The organism is Marmoricola sp. URHA0025 HA25, from assembly GCF_054059435.1.
Map to the genome: position 1 here is coordinate 680945 of NZ_JBSSCD010000001.1, position 14538 is coordinate 695482.

A 14538-nucleotide genomic window follows, 5' to 3' on the forward strand; every position below is an offset into this window, starting at 1 on the left:
GGGGTCGGGCCCTCTGCTCCAGTTCATCGCGGTCTCGTCGACCACCTGGGGTCTCCGCGGGCTCAACCACCGATCAGCCGTGGTGGGTGGCACACCAACTGTCCCGGGTGGGGGACGAGGAGGCGAGGAAGATCGGAACCAGCTTGATCAGCTGGGCCTGGGTGGCGGCGTACTCCTCGATCTCCTTCTGCACGACGACCCGGAGCAGCGGGTTGCCCCGGGTGGCCGCGAGCGCCTCGGCGTGCCGCCAGACCATCTCGCGCCAGCCGCGCATGATCGAGCTGACCACGAGGTCGTCGACCGGACCGAGGTCGAACGTGTTGAACATCGGGTCGAAGCGGGCGGCCTCCTCGTCGAAGACCGGGTGGTAGAGCGAGTCGAGCCGGTCGTTGTAGGCGTTGTGGTCCGGCTTGTGGGTCGAGCCGTCGGCCGCGGTCAGGCCGACCTTCTCGATGACGTAGGGGAAGTCGTTGTTGATGTGGGCGTTCATGTTCAGCATGAAGTCCCCGAGCCCCGACATCGTCCGGTCGCGGCTCGCGGACAGCGCGATCCGCCACGCGTGCGGGACTGCTGTCGTGTGGCCGGCCCTCCACGAGTCCATGGTGTCGAAGTACATGTGCGCGAAGACCGCGTCGATCTGCGTGAGCCACGACCGATCGGCGAAGTAGCCGTTGTCCGCTGCGGCCTTCACGTTCTGCGTCACCCGCAGGTAGGCGAGGGCGAAGATCGCGTCGTGGCTGCACGTCGCGGCGAGCGGCGCCAGCCGGTCCTGCATCTCGGCAATGACGTCGACGATGCACTGCGGGTCGCCACTCGCGCAGATCGGCCCGGTGTACGGCCGGTACGGCGTCGGCAGGGCGGCCAGCAGCCCGATCAGCGGATCCTCGATCGAGGGGGTCAACAGCTGCGAGAGCGGATCCACCGGATCGTCGGCCTGCGCCGGCGGCACCCCGAGCGACAGGGTCACGGCGGCCGTGAGGCCGAGGGCGGCGATCCTGAGCGAGCGGCCTTTCGGCGAGCGCAGCTGCATGACTGACCAACGACCTCAACCGGGCCCGGCTACGCGCCGAAGCCGGGGACTAGGCTCGCGGGCGTGACCCAGGAGCACCGACAGAAGTCAGGGTTCGAGACGCGTGCGATCCACGCGGGCTACGAGCCGGACGCCGCGACCGGGGCGGTCATCCCGCCCATCTACGCGACCAGCACCTACAAGCAGGACGGCGTCGGCGGCCTCCGCGGCGGCTACGAGTACAGCCGCTCGGCCAACCCCACGCGCACCGCACTGGAGGGCAACCTGGCCGCCCTCGAGGAGGGCGAGCGGGCGTTCGCCTTCGCCTCCGGTCTCGCCGCCGAGGACACCTTGCTGCGCGCGCTCACCAAACCGGGCGACCACGTGGTCATCCCGGACGACGCCTACGGCGGCACCTTCCGGCTGATCGACAAGGTCGCCGTGCCCTGGGGGCTCGAGCACAGTCCGGCCGCCGTCTCCGACCTGGACGCCGTGCGGGCGGCGATCCGGCCGGGCCGGACCAGGATCGTCTGGGTCGAGACGCCGACGAACCCGCTGCTCAACGTCGGCGACATCGAGGCGCTGGCGGTGATCGCGCACGAGGCGGGGGCGCTCCTGGTCGTCGACAACACCTTCGCCTCGCCGTACCTGCAGCAGCCGCTCACCCTCGGCGCCGACGTGGTGGTGCACTCGACGACGAAGTACTGCGGCGGCCACTCAGACGTGGTCGGCGGCGCGCTGGTCGCCCGCGATCTCGAGGTCGCCGAGCGGATCGGCTTCCACCAGAACGCGATGGGTGCGGTCGCCGGCCCGTTCGACGCATGGCTGGTGCTGCGCGGCCTCAAGACGCTCGGCGTCAGGATGGACCGACACTGCGACAACGCCGAGAAGGTGGTCGACTTCCTCGTCGCGCACCCGCAGGTCGCCGAGGTGATCTACCCGGGGCTCGACAGCCACCCCGGTCACGCCGTGGCCGCCAGGCAGATGAAGCGGTACGGCGGGATCGTGTCGTTCCGGGTCCGCGGCGGCGAGCAGCACGCGCTCGACGTGTGCGCGAAGGCCGAGGTGTTCACCCTGGGTGAGTCGCTCGGCGGCGTCGAGTCGCTCATCGAGCACCCCGGCCGGATGACCCACGCCAGCGTGGCCGGCACCGACCTCGAGGTCCCGCCGGACCTCATCCGGCTCAGCGTCGGCATCGAGACCGCGGACGACCTGCTCGCCGACCTCGAGCGGAGCCTGGGCGACGGGCCGGCCTGAGATGCCCGAGCCCGACGTCAGGTTCAGCCTCGCCAACGAGCGCACGCTGCTCGCCTACCAGCGCACTGCCATCGGCCTCATCGCCGCCGCGGTCGCTGTCGCGCACTTCCTCGACGACGGCACGCTCGCGTTGGCGCTGGCCGGAGTGATGCTCGTGAGTGGGGCCGTGGCGGCGATCGGTGGCTACGGGCGCTATCGGGCCGCCGACCGCGCGATCCGCGCCGGCCGGCCGCTGTCGAACGGCCCGACGCCGCTGCTGATCTCGCTCGGGCTGGTCATCTGCCTGGCCATCGCCGCGGACTACGTCATCACCACCCTCCGGTGACCAGCGGCTGGGTGGTCTGCGTCGACTTCGGCTCGACCTTCACCAAGGCCGCACTGGTCGACGTCGAGGCGGGCGTGCTGCTGGGCACCACCCAGCACCGCACCACGATCCCGGACGCGGCGGGGAACGGCGACGTGCTCGACGGGTACGACGCCTGCGTCCGCGTGCTCGAGGCCGACCATCCGGGCGCCGCCACGGCGCCCACCCTCGCGTGCTCGTCGGCAGGTGGCGGGCTGCGCATCGCGGTCCTCGGCAACGAGGCGCTCGTGACTGCCGAAGCCGGTCGCCGGGTGGCGCTGTCCAGCGGCGGCAAGGTCCTGCTGGTCCTCGACGGTGGCCTCGATGCGGACAAGCACGCCCTGCTCGAGGAGGCGCAGCCGGACGTCCTGCTGCTCGTCGGGGGCACCGACGGCGGCAACTCCGCGACGCTCGTGCACGACGCTGACTTCCTCGCCAGGGCGGGTTGGGCCCGGGCCGGTCGTGGTCGCCGGCGACGTCGAGGCGCGGTCGGCCGTCGAAGCGCGGTTCGAGGGCTCGCAGTCGCCGGTCGCGTTCGCCGACAACGTGGTGCCCCGCATCGGGGTGCTGGCGCCCGAGTCGGCACGGCGCGCGATCCGTGAGGTGTTCCTCTCCCACGTGATCGGTGGCAAGCACCTGAGCACGCGCACCGACTTCGCCTCGATGGTGCTCGGCGCGACGCCTGACGTCGTGCTCACCGGGGTCGAGGTGCTCGCCGCCGAGCTGGGCGCCACCGCACCGGGCGCGGGTGTCGTGGTCGTCGACATCGGGGGCGCCACCACCGACGTGCACTCGGTGGTCGTGCAGGACCCCGAGGAGGCCACGCTCTCCCGCGAGGTGGTCGCCACCACGGCGGTGACGCGCACGGTCGAGGGCGATCTTGGCATGCGGTGGAGCGCTGCCAGCACCGCACGGGCGGCGGCCGAGGCGGGCCTGGACCTCTCCGCCGACGCGGTACGCCGGGCCGCCGACCCGGCGTACCTCCCCACCGACGCCGCTGGCGTCCGCGGCGACGAGGCGATCGCTACCGCCGCGTCACTGCTGGCGATGCGTCGGCACGTCGGCCGGTCCCGGGTCGTGCTCTCGCCCGAGGGCCGGGTCGTCGAGCGCAGCGGCAAGGACCTGCGGGCCGTCGAGCTGGTGGTCGGGTCCGGCGGCGTGCTGCGGGCGGCCGATCCCGACACCGGCCGGCGAGTCCTGTCCGCGGCGACCGGGCGCGACCCCGACGGCTGGCAGCTGCCCGAGCACCCGCGGATCGTGGTGGACGCCGACTACGTGCTCGCCGCCGCCGGGCTGCTCGCCATGAGGGCCGCCGCCGACGCGCGCGAGCAGGCGCGGCGGCTGGTCTGCAATAGCCTGTCGAGGTGGCGATGAGGGGAGGGCGATGACGCCGAGCGAGCGCGGGCGCGGCCGGCAGGACGATGCGGAGGCCGAGGTCGAGGCCCAGGACGCCGCGGCCGAGACCCAGCAGGAGGCTGAGGCACGCCTGCGCGCGCGACTGCTGCAGCAGCTCTCCCACCAGTGGGAGCAGGTGCGCGAGGTCCGCAAGCCCCGGGAGCCGGTGATCGAGACCGGTCCGTCCAACTTCTCGCGGGCGCAGGTGCCGTGGGCCTACGACCTCGCCGCTGCGTGGGCGTGGCGGTTCATCGTGATCAGCGTTGCGCTGCTGATGGTCCTCTGGACGCTGAAGTTCTTCGTCGTGGTCGTGTTCCCGATCGTGATCGCCCTGTTCATCTCGGCCCTCACCGCGCCGCTGGTCGCGCTGCTGCAGCGGCTCTACGTGCCGCGCAAGCTCGCCGCGCTCCTGGTCGTCATCGGCGGGATCGCGGTGGTCGCGCTGCTGCTCACCTTCGTCGGCCAGCAGGTGGCCTCCAGCATCGACGACCTCTCCGGCAAGGTCTCCGACGGCCTCGGTGAGATCCGCGACTGGCTGCAGACCGGCCCGCTGCACGCGAGCGACTCCCAGATCGACACGTGGATCGGCCAGTCGCAGGACTACGTCGAGACTCAGGGCAAGGACCTCGCGAACAACGCCAGCGAGGTGAGCACCACGCTCGGCCACATCGTCGCGGGGTTCTTCATCATCCTGTTCTCGACGTACTTCTTCCTCGCCGACGGCCAGGTCATCTGGGCCTGGGTCGTGCGGATCTTCCCGCGGGCCGCCCGGTCGCGGGCCGACTCGTCGGGCCGGGTCGCGTGGGTGTCCCTGACCCAGTTCGTCAGGGCGACGGTGCTGGTCGCCGGCACGGACGCGATCGGCATCATGATCGTCGCCGCCATCCTGCAGGTGCCGCTGGTCAGCGCGATCGGCGTGATCGTCTTCCTGGGAGCGTTCATCCCGCTGGTCGGGGCGTTCATGTCGGGCACGGTCGCGGTGCTGGTCGCCCTCGTCGCGCAGGGCCCCGTGGTCGCGCTGATCATGCTCGGCGGCGTCGTGCTGGTCCAGCAGATCGAGGCGCACGTGCTGCAGCCCTTCCTCATGGGCCGGTTCGTCTCGGTGCACCCGCTCGGCGTGATCCTGGCGATCGCGACCGGCGCGATCGTCGCGGGCATCATCGGGGCGCTGGTGGCCGTGCCGCTCGCGGCCGCTCTGAACGCGGTCGTCCAGCACCTCGCGGTCTTCGTCGAGGCCGACGAGACCGGCGACGCCGGACCACCCGAGGACGCGTCCGGAGATGCGGCTCTCGCCGGCGAGACCGGAGCCTCGGAAGGGGAGGACGGGCGATGAGTGTGCTCTCGTTGACCGAGGTCGAGGCGGCGGCCGAGCTGCTCCGCGGCGTGGCGATCAGGACTGCCATGGAGGAGTCACGGTGGCTGTCATCCGCCGTGGGCGGCCCGGTGCTGCTCAAGTGCGAGAACCTGCAGCGCACCGGCTCCTTCAAGATCCGCGGCGCCTACGTGCGGATGTCACGACTCTCGCCGGAGGAGCGGGCACGCGGAGTCGTCGCAGCGTCTGCCGGCAACCACGCCCAGGGTGTCGCGCTGGCCGCCCAGATGCTCGGGATCAGGGCGACCGTCTTCATGCCCGAGGGTGCGCCGATCCCCAAGCTGAACGCCACCCGCGGCTACGGCGCGGAGGTGATCTTCCACGGGGCGATCCTCGACGAGGCACTGACCCACGCGATCGAGTACGCCGAGCAGACCGGTGCCGTGCTGATCCACCCGTTCGACCACACCGACATCGTCGCCGGGCAGGCGACCGTCGGCCTCGAGATCCTCGAGCAGGCCCCGCAGGCGGCGAGCGTGCTCGTGCCGACCGGCGGCGGCGGACTGGTCGCCGGCATCGCGCTCGCGATCAAGGCCCAGCGGCCCGACGTGCGCCTGATCGGCGTCCAGGCCGAAGGCGCCGCGTCGTACCCGGCCTCGCTTCGGGTCGGCAAGCCGCTGGCACTCGAGTCGATGAGCACCATGGCCGACGGCATCGCGGTCGGGTGTCCCGGAGTGGTGCCGTTCGCGGAGATCGCCGAGCACGTCGACGAGGTGATCACCGTGTCCGAGGAGTCGATCTCCCAGGCACTGGTGCTGCTGCTCGAGCGGGCCAAGATGGTCGTCGAGCCGGCCGGCGCCGTCGGTGTCGCGGCCGTGCTCGATCGGCCCGACGCCTTCCCGACACCGTCGGTGGTGGTGCTCTCCGGGGGCAACATCGACCCGCTCCTCCTCGGCAAGGTCATCCGCCACGGCATGGCCTCGGCGGGGCGCTACCTGAGCATCCATGCCCGGATCCCGGACCGGCCGGGGGGACTGGTCCGCCTCCTGGGCGAGCTGGCCGACGAAGGCGCCAACGTCCTGGAAGTGGTCCACGAGCGGCTGTCCACCGCACTGAGCGTCGACGAGGTCGAGGTGCACGTGCAGGTCGAGACCCGGGGCCCCGAACATGCCGAAGCCGTGCTCGCGAGACTGCGCGAGCACGGCTACCGGGTGTCTGCGGACTAGGGCCTAGCCGACGTAGGGCACCGCGTCGACGACCTCGACCTCGAGGGTCTTGCCGTTCGGCGCGACGTACGTGACGGTGTCGCCGCGGCGCTTGCCGGTGATCGCCTCGCCGAGAGGTGACTGCGGCGAGTAGACCTCGAGGTCGTCGTCGTCGCCCTTCATCTCGCGGGCACCGAGCAGGAACTTCTCCTCGTCGTCGTCGCCGACGAAGCGGTAGGTGACGACCATGCCGGGCTCGACGACGCCGTCGTCGGGAGGGGTCTCGCCGACCTGCGCACGCTTGAGCATGTCCTCGAGCTGGGCGATCCGGCCGTCGAGCTTGCCGAGCTCCTCGCGGGCGGCGTGGTAGCCGCCGTTCTCCTTGAGGTCGCCCTCGTCGCGCGCCTCGCTGACCTTCTGCACCACGGCGGTCCGCCCGGGTCCGCGGAGCTCTTCGAGCTCGGCCTGCAGGGCGTCGTACTTGGCCTTGGTCAGCCAGACGGCCGCGCGCTCATCAGCCTGCGTCATGGGCAGTCACTCCTGTGTCACTGGTGTCGGAACGGTGGTCTGTCGGTTCTCTCGGCTCGCACGGGATGGCTCGACCGCGGCCGCTGGAGAAGGGTCAAGCCTAGCAAGCAGCGGGCACGAACGCGCTCAGCCGGCGCAGCTCTCCACGATCGCGGTCGTCGCCCGGCGCTCGGTCCGGATCGAGACCCAGCGCCCGCTGTCCTCGCGGAGCTGGTCGCCGGTCAGGTTCAGCTCCCCGACGACGGTGTGGTCCTCGGCGGTCGCCCGGACCAGGCAGCTGCCGTCGACGCCTGCGTCGTGGAACTGTGCGCTGATCTTCACCTGGATCTCGTGGGTGCTGACCACCCGGTACGACGACACGCTCGCCTCGAGGGGGTCACGCCCCTGCTCGGACCCGGCCCACACGGCCCACGCCAGGAGTGCGGCCGCGAGGAGCCCCCCGAGCGTGAGGGCGACCCAGCGCCGGCGCGGCCGGTCGGCGCCGTAGCGCGCGGCCAGCGCCCGGGCCTGGGGGCCGGCCGCGTCCGCGGCCGGTATTTCCGTGGGGTCGCTCACGGCCTCGATCCTAGGATGGGCGGCATGTCTGAGCCCGGGCAGTCCCGCCTGCGTCTGATGCACGTCCACGCCCACCCCGACGACGAGTCCAGCAAGGGTGCCGCGACGACCGCGAAGTACGTCGCCGAAGGGGTCGACGTGCACGTCGTGACCTGCACCGGCGGCGAGCGCGGCTCGGTGCTCAACCCGAAGATGGACCGGCCCGAGGTGCTGGCCAACATCACCGAGATCCGGCGGCAGGAGATGGAGCGGGCGCGCGAGATCCTGGGCGTCACCCAGGACTGGCTCGGCTTCGTCGACTCCGGCTGGCACGACGAGCCCGACCCGGTGCTGCCGGAGGGCTGCTTCGCGCTGGTCCCGCTCGAGGAGGCCGCCGAGCCGCTCGTGCGGCTGATCCGGTCGTTCCGCCCGCACGTGCTGACGACGTACGACGAGAACGGCGGCTACCCCCACCCCGACCACATCCGCTGCCACGAGGTCTCGATGTACGCCGTCGATGCCGCTGCTGACGTCGACCGGTATCCCGGGACCGGCGACCCGTGGCGGGTGCAGAAGGTCTACTACCAGCACGCGTTCAACCGCCCGCGGGTCGAGGCGCTGCACGAGGAGATGCTCAGGCGGGGCCTCGAGTCGCCCTACGCGGAGCGGCTCAAGGAGTGGAAGCCCGACCTGGCCCACGACGCCAGGATCACCACGCGGGTGGAGTGTGCGGAGTACTTCCCGGTGCGCGACGCGGCCCTGATCGCCCACGCCACCCAGATCGATCCCGACGGCCCGTGGTTCCACGTGCCGCTGGACGTCCAGCGCGACGTGTGGCCCACGGAGGACTACGAGCTGGTCAAGAGCGTGGTCCAGACCGAGCTGCCCGAGGACGACCTGTTCGCGGGTGTCAGGACACCTGCGACACTGGAGTCATGAGCGCCTTGGTCCTCCACGTGACCCACCTGACGAGCGGTTACGCCGCGCTCGTCGACAAGACACCCACGGAGGACCAGATCGGCACGGGGTTCGCCTACCTGGTGCTGTTCGTCCTGCTCGCCGGCGCCGTTGCCTTCCTCGGGTTCAGCCTCAGCAAGCAGCTGCGCAAGACGCGCGCGAACGCCGAGGCCGGTGTCTTCGGCAAGGACGACGACCGGCCGCGTCCGCAGGCCTGAGGTGGACGCCGACCAGGCTCCTGGCGTCACCGAGCTTCGCGTCTCGATCACCGTCGCCGACTTCGAGCGGCTGCGGGCCTTCTACCGCGACAGCGTCGGGTTGACCGAGACCCAGTCGTGGGAGTTCCACGGCCACGGCGTGGTCTTCGACGTCGGCCGGGCGACGCTCGAGCTGATCGACGAGGAGCACGCCGCCTTCGTCGACGAGGTCGAGGTCGGTCGTCCGGCCGCGACAGGTGGGATCCGGCTCGCGCTCGCCGTACCGGACGCGGCGGCAGCCGCCACCGACCTCGTGGCCGGAGGTGCCGAGCTCCTCGGCGAGGCGCGAGAGACCCCGTGGGGTGACGTGAACGCCCGCACCCAGCCGCCCGAGGGGCCGCAGGTCACCGTCTTCTCGGCCCCGCAGTCAGTGGACCCGGCCTGAGCGGTCGGCTCTCACCCGGCCCGTTTGCGGTTCGCGGCATGCGGGTACGGCCCCGGCAAGGGAGGGCCAAGGCACGCTCGGGAGTGTCGTAGCCGTTCACACACCAACTGAGTTGGGCCCAATCCGGGGGGCCGTAGGAGAGTCATGTCCTTCGGCACATCAAAGTCCTGGCGACTCTGCTCGCCATTCGTAGCGCTGCTCTGGGCCCTGCTGACGGTGGCGTTCGCCGCCCCCGCCCAGGCAGAAGACACCCACGGCACCGCGAACCAGTCCCCGGTCGCCACGAGCGCCACGTCGGATGCCGCGGGCCACCCGACCGGTCCGCCGGCGGGCGCCGGCACCACGGAGAGACCAGCGACCCAGCCGGTCACGCCGGTCACGCCGCAGCCGATCAGCACCGCTGATGCCAATGCGGGTGGGGCCAACGGGCAGTGCCCGGACGGTCCGTACTGCTCGACGACCGACGGCACGGCGTCCGCCAACGGCAACGGCGGCGGGCAGGCCACCGGCAAGCCGTGCGCCGGCTGCGTCGGCAAGGCCGACAACAAGAACCCGCACGGCCAGCTGCCGAACGCGTCCGACCACAACGCCGGCTACGAGTGCGACACCAACCACGGCATCGCCAGGGGCAACCCGGCCCACAGCGGCTGCCTCCAGGCGCCGCCGGAGGTGTGCCCCACCGATCCGTGCGTCCCGCCGTGCGCCACGGAGCCGTGCGTCCCGCCTTGCGTGACGGAGCCGTGTGTCCCGCCTTGCGTGACGGAGCCGTGTGTCCCGCCTTGCGTGACGGAGCCCTGTGTCCCGCCTTGCGTGACGGAGCCCTGTGTCCCGCTGCCGCCGTGCCCGACGGACCCGTGCGCCCCGCCGCCGCCGTGTCCTACCGGCACGTGCGTCTCACCGCCGATCGTCGGCTCCGCTGCGCCGAACCCGTCTGCGTCGGTCGCGCCCCCGCTGCGAGTCCTGCCGAACACAGGCGCGCCGGCCGGTCTCGTCTGGCTGACCGCGGCTGCGCTCGCCAGCATCGTCGCCGGTGCGACCCTGCTGCTCCGACGAGGCGGATCGGCAGTGCTCCCGCCGAGCTGACCCACTGAGGCCGTCCGAACGGCGGTCGGCGGGGGCGCCCGGACTCAGGCTCCCGCCGGCCGCTCAGCTTGTCAGTCCGCGGCGTACGCCGGGACGGGCGGCTCGGGCTCCGGCTCGGAGGTCTCCGCGTGCGGGTGCGAGCGCTCGACGCGGAGCACGCGCGCGACGACATCGGGCAGGTACCAGTTCCAGGAGCCGAACAGCGACACCAGGGAGGGCACCAGCAGCGAGCGGACGATCGTCGCGTCCAGCAGGATGCCGAAGCCCAGGGCGGTCGCCAGCGTCTTCAGGTCAGTGCCGGGGCCGGACGCCAGCGCGGCGAACGCCAGGAAGAGGATCAGTGCCGCGCTGGTCACCAGCCGTCCGGTGCGCCCGATGCCCTCGATGACCGCGTCATTCGTGGAGCGGCCGGCGTCGTACTCCTCCCGCACCCGGGACAGGATGAAGACCTCGTAGTCCATGGAGAGCCCGAACAGGAACGCGAAGACCATCAGCGGCACCCAGAACGTGACCGCACCGGTCTGCGAGATGCCGAACAGCGCCTCGGATCCGTGGCCCTTCTGCCAGAACAGCACCATGGCGCCGTATACGGCGGAGAGCGAGACCAGGTTGAGCAGCACGGCCTTGAGCGGCAGCAGCAGCGACCGGAACGCGCGCACCAGCAGCACGAACGTCAGCAGGGCGATCAAGGCCAGCATCAGCGGGAAGTTGCCGTAGACCGCGTGCAGGAAGTCGACCTGGGCCGTGCCCAGGCCGGCGACACCGATCACGCCGGGAGTGTGCTTCGCGGCGTCCTTGACCCGTTTGACGACCTCGACGCTCTTGGAGTTGACCGTCTCGCCGTGCGGGACGAGCACGACGACGGTCCGCCCGCCGAACGAGCTGGAGTCACCGCTCGACACGAGTGCCGTGTCGACTCCGTCGACCTTGCCGAGCGTCTCGGCGACGTCCGCGGCCTTGTCCTTGTCGGCCAGGACCTCGATCGGGGTGAGTGCTCCGGTCGAGATGCCGCCCTTCTCGAGGGTGTGCAGGGCGCTCACGGCGGGACCCGTCTGGGCGAGCGAGTCCGATGACGGGGAGCCGATCTTGATGCCGAGGAAGGCCACGAACAGCAGGCCGAGCGCGACGAACGCGGCGCCGGCCGCGATCCAGCGGTGGCGTACGACGAGCCGTGCCCAGCTGGTCCATCCGCGGCTGGCCTCTCGCTCGTGGCGGATCTTCGGCCAGTCCACGCGCGGCCCGATCCCACCGAGGATCGCCGGGGTGAGCGACAGCGTGACCGCGACGCTCGCGAACGGGATCAGTGCGCCGCCCATGCCGATGCTGCGCATGAACGGCACCGGGAGCACGATCAGTGCGAGCAGGCCGATCGCCACCGTGACACCGCTGAAGAAGACCGCGTGGCCCGCCGTCTCCATCGCCGAGACGACCGCCTCGTGGTTGTCCTTGCCGTGGTCGCGCTCCTCGCGCCATCGGGTGACCAGGAGCAGCGAGTAGTCGATCGCTACCCCGAGGCCGACCAGGGCTACGAGGAACTGCACGATGAAGGAGACATCGGTCAGGTACGTCAGCGGCAGCAGCATCAGGAACGTCGAGAGGATCGACACGGCAGCGATCGCCAGTGGCAGGAAGGCCAGCAGCGAGGCGAACACGAACAGCAGCACCAGCAGTGCGCCGCCGGCACCGAGCAGGGTCTCGGTCAGCACTCCGGGTCCGCTCGAGTCGGAACCGAGGGCCAGCGCGTCGACGCCGGTGACGCCGATGGTGGCGCCTGCCGGCCCTGCGGCCTCGGCCGCCTTGCGGATCGCGTCGGTGGGTGGCTTCGCGGACTGGCTCGCCGGGAACGGGTAGAAGACCATCGCGTACGCCGTGCGGTCGTCGTCGGTGCGGAACGCCTTGTCGCCGGTGTTGGCCTCGTCGAGCACCCGGACGTGCGGGACCCCGGCACCGACGGCCTCGAAGGTCGCCGCGACGGCGTCCTCGTTGCCGGTGATCGTCTGCCCGGCGGGCATCGTGACGGTGGCCAGCAAGGGCGTGGTGTTCCCGCCGTTGTGGACGGCCGCGATGATCTTGTCGGCGGCCTCGGTGCCCGGCTGGCCCGGCAGCGAGAAGTCCACGGTCAGCCGGTCCGAGGTCTTCGCGGAGACCATCCCGCCGGCGACCATCATGACCAGCCAGAAGATCATCACCCACCGGCGGTGGCGAAGAACGAACTCGGCCCATGCGCGCATCGGGTGCTCCTGTCATGAAGGGCACCGTCGCCCACGGGGAGCGTAGCGACGTGGATCGGTGCCGGGGGACAGTCATTTGCCCCGGCAGCGGTCAGGCGACCAGCCCGTGCTCGTGGGCGAACACCACGATCTGCACTCGGTCGCGCAGCGCGAGCTTGCGCAGGATCGAGCCGACATGGGTCTTCACGGTCGACTCGCTGGCGAAGATCTGCCCCGCGATCTCCGTGTTGGACAGCCCTCGGGCGACGGCCGCGAAGACCGTGCGCTCCTTGTCGGTGAGGGAGGCGTACGTCGCCGGTGGCGGTCTCCGGTTGCGGAACTGGCCGTCGAGCAGGGTCGACAGGTCCTCCGGCGCGAGCACGGCGTTGCCGGCGTACACGGTGCGGATGGCGTCGCGCAGCATCGCCGGGGTCGTGTCCTTGAGGAGGAACCCGCTCGCCCCGTGCCGGATCGCGGTGGCGGCGCGGTCGTCGAGGTTGAAGGTGGTGAGCACCAGCACGCGCAGTGCCTTCGTCCGCCGCCCGGCCCGGTCCGCGCCGAACAGCTGCCGGGTGGCCTCCACCCCGTCCATCTCCGGCATCCGGATGTCCATCAGGACGACGTCCGGCTCCAGCTCCTCGACGAGGCGGATCGCCTCGAGGCCGTCGGCGGCCTGCCCGACCACGCCCATCCCGTCCTGGGCGTCGATGATCACCGCCAGCCCGGCCCGGAACAGCTCCTGGTCGTCGACGAGGAGCACTCGGATCTCCTCCGCCGGCTGTGCGCTCATCCGGCCGTCCTCGTCGGCACCCATGCCGTCGCCGTGAACGTCTCGCCGTCCTCGGCCTGCCGGCGGCGTACGTCGAGGCGGCCGCCGACGAAGTCCAGCCGGCGGCGCATCCCCTCGAGGCCGTGGCCGCCGATCGGCTCGGCGGCTCCCTGTTCGTGGCCGCTGGTCGATCCGACGACGTTCGCCACCTCGATCCGCAGGTCGCCGCTCCAGTGCAGCTCGACGCTCGCGGGCAGGTCGCGCCGGCCGTGCCGGATCGCGTTGGTGAGCATCTCCTGCAGCACGCGGTAGGCAACGGTGGCGAGCTCGGGAGGCAGCGGGCGGGGCGTGCCGGCCTCCTCGAACCGCAGCTCGTGGCCACTGGCCCGGACACCTTCGACCAGCTCGGTCAGCTCTCCGGGACCGGTCGGCTCCCGGGTGGAGGTGAGGACGTGCCGGACGTCCTGCAGCGAGCCTCGGGCGGAGTCGGCGATGTTGCGCATCGAGAGCCTGAGCTTCTCGGTGTCGGCCTCGTCGAGGAACTGCGCGGACTCCGCCTGGGCCAGGATCACCGCCAGCGAGTGCCCGACCACGTCGTGCACGTCGCGGGCGAGGCGGGCCTGGTCCTCCTGCAGGCGGGCGATCTCACGAGCCTGCTCGCTCTCCAGCTGCGCGCGCGCCGCCTCCCGCTCGGCGACCTCCTGGGAGGCCTGGGACGCGGCCGCCCGGCTGCTGAACCTCAGCGTCAGGCCGGCGAACCAAGGGACCGCGAGCCCGGCCGTCGCCAGCACCGCCGCGGTGATCTGCCACGTCGGTCCGAGGTCCTGGACCGTGCGGATGAGCCGCCGGTACTGACTCGCGTTGATCACCACCGAGTAGAGGTTCGCGCTCGTGTAGAGCACGGCGAGGAGACCGGCGACCGGAATGGACAGACCACTGAGCAGGACCGTCACGGGACGGCCCCATCGCGCGCACCCGAACGCGACCACGGTGATGGCGAGCTGGACCACCATCACCGGGACGTCGTGGCCCAGCTCGTAGCCGCACGTGAGCCAGACCAGGGCGAGCGCGGCCGACGGGAGACGCCTGCTCAGTCCGACGGCGACCGCGGTGGCGAGTGCGACGCCGACCAGCTCGATCCGTGAGCCGGGCACGTAGTCGGTGTTCGCGGCCTCCACGAGGCCGACCACGGCGACGGCCGCACCTGCGGCCATGTCGGGTAGCCATGGCTGCCAGGCCGGCCTGGTCGGGGCGGCTGTCACCGGATCTCCTGCCGAATAGGTGCGGACCAGCG

General features: G+C 71.6%; 15 protein-coding genes and 1 pseudogene. 10 read left to right on the forward strand and 6 right to left on the reverse strand.

Translation table 11 applies throughout. From position 1 onward, the window contains the following. Positions 1-73 precede the first annotated feature (73 nt). Entirely contained in the window at positions 74-1030 is a 957-nt protein-coding gene (locus ACVW00_RS03220) for a DUF5995 family protein (protein WP_457109460.1), read from the reverse strand. Between the two features lie 63 nt (positions 1031-1093). Here ACVW00_RS03220 and ACVW00_RS03225 point away from each other — a divergent pair, with 63 nt between their 5' ends. The 6 genes and pseudogenes from ACVW00_RS03225 to ilvA all read left to right on the forward strand — a co-directional run bounded on the left by ACVW00_RS03225 (position 1094) and on the right by ilvA (position 6542). Next, a complete protein-coding gene (locus ACVW00_RS03225; RefSeq protein ID WP_457109461.1) occupies positions 1094-2266 on the forward strand; it encodes a cystathionine gamma-synthase in 1173 nt (390 codons plus the stop codon). A gap of 1 nt (position 2267) precedes the next feature. Then, positions 2268-2591, forward strand: coding sequence for a YidH family protein (locus ACVW00_RS03230; RefSeq protein ID WP_457109462.1), 324 nt, complete (start codon positions 2268-2270; stop codon positions 2589-2591). 11 nt (positions 2592-2602) lie between these two features. Continuing rightward, positions 2603-2998: pseudogene (locus tag ACVW00_RS03235) on the forward strand (glutamate mutase L); the annotation flags it as partial. Between the two features lie 73 nt (positions 2999-3071). Beyond that, on the forward strand, positions 3072-3983 hold the full coding sequence (locus ACVW00_RS03240; protein WP_457109463.1) for a glutamate mutase L: 912 nt from the start codon (positions 3072-3074) through the stop codon (positions 3981-3983). Positions 3984-3993: 10 nt separating this feature from the next. Then, a complete protein-coding gene (locus tag ACVW00_RS03245; protein WP_457109464.1) occupies positions 3994-5337 on the forward strand; it encodes an AI-2E family transporter in 1344 nt (447 codons plus the stop codon). Continuing rightward, a complete protein-coding gene (ilvA, locus tag ACVW00_RS03250; RefSeq protein ID WP_457109465.1) occupies positions 5334-6542 on the forward strand; it encodes a threonine ammonia-lyase in 1209 nt (402 codons plus the stop codon). Before ACVW00_RS03245 ends, ilvA begins: the two co-directional genes overlap by 4 nt. 3 nt (positions 6543-6545) lie before the next feature. On the opposite strand, the gene greA is transcribed toward ilvA, so the two are convergent. Continuing rightward, positions 6546-7049, reverse strand: coding sequence for a transcription elongation factor GreA (gene greA, locus ACVW00_RS03255; protein WP_457109466.1), 504 nt, complete (start codon positions 7047-7049; stop codon positions 6546-6548). 126 nt (positions 7050-7175) lie between these two features. Continuing rightward, positions 7176-7604 carry a DUF4307 domain-containing protein gene (locus ACVW00_RS03260; protein WP_457109467.1) on the reverse strand — a complete coding sequence of 143 codons (429 nt, stop codon included), beginning with the start codon at positions 7602-7604 and terminating at the stop codon, positions 7176-7178. A 24-nt stretch (positions 7605-7628) separates the two neighbouring features. On the opposite strand from ACVW00_RS03260, the gene mca reads away from it, so the two are divergent. From mca to ACVW00_RS03280, 4 genes are all read left to right on the forward strand, one after another. Beyond that, complete coding sequence (gene mca, locus ACVW00_RS03265; RefSeq protein WP_457109468.1) at positions 7629-8522, forward strand: mycothiol conjugate amidase Mca; 894 nt, start codon at positions 7629-7631, stop codon at positions 8520-8522. After that, positions 8519-8758, forward strand: a complete 240-nt coding sequence (locus tag ACVW00_RS03270) for a hypothetical protein (protein WP_457109469.1) — start codon at positions 8519-8521, stop codon at positions 8756-8758. The genes mca and ACVW00_RS03270 overlap by 4 nt, the downstream gene beginning before the upstream one ends. Before the next feature lies 1 nt (position 8759). Next, positions 8760-9182 carry a VOC family protein gene (locus ACVW00_RS03275; protein ID WP_457109470.1) on the forward strand — a complete coding sequence of 141 codons (423 nt, stop codon included), beginning with the start codon at positions 8760-8762 and terminating at the stop codon, positions 9180-9182. 144 nt (positions 9183-9326) lie between these two features. Further along, positions 9327-10265 (forward strand): LPXTG cell wall anchor domain-containing protein, encoded by a 939-nt coding sequence (locus tag ACVW00_RS03280; RefSeq protein ID WP_457109471.1) that lies wholly within the window; start codon positions 9327-9329, stop codon positions 10263-10265. 71 nt (positions 10266-10336) lie between these two features. Here ACVW00_RS03280 and ACVW00_RS03285 read toward each other — a convergent pair whose 3' ends face one another. The 3 genes from ACVW00_RS03285 to ACVW00_RS03295 form a co-directional block, all read right to left on the reverse strand. After that, on the reverse strand, positions 10337-12496 hold the full coding sequence (locus tag ACVW00_RS03285; protein WP_457109472.1) for an MMPL family transporter: 2160 nt from the start codon (positions 12494-12496) through the stop codon (positions 10337-10339). Between the two features lie 91 nt (positions 12497-12587). Continuing rightward, a complete protein-coding gene (locus ACVW00_RS03290) occupies positions 12588-13265 on the reverse strand; it encodes a response regulator (protein WP_457109473.1) in 678 nt (225 codons plus the stop codon). Further along, on the reverse strand, positions 13262-14506 hold the full coding sequence (locus ACVW00_RS03295) for a sensor histidine kinase (RefSeq protein ID WP_457109474.1): 1245 nt from the start codon (positions 14504-14506) through the stop codon (positions 13262-13264). The genes ACVW00_RS03290 and ACVW00_RS03295 overlap by 4 nt, the downstream gene beginning before the upstream one ends. Positions 14507-14538: the final 32 nt, after the last annotated feature.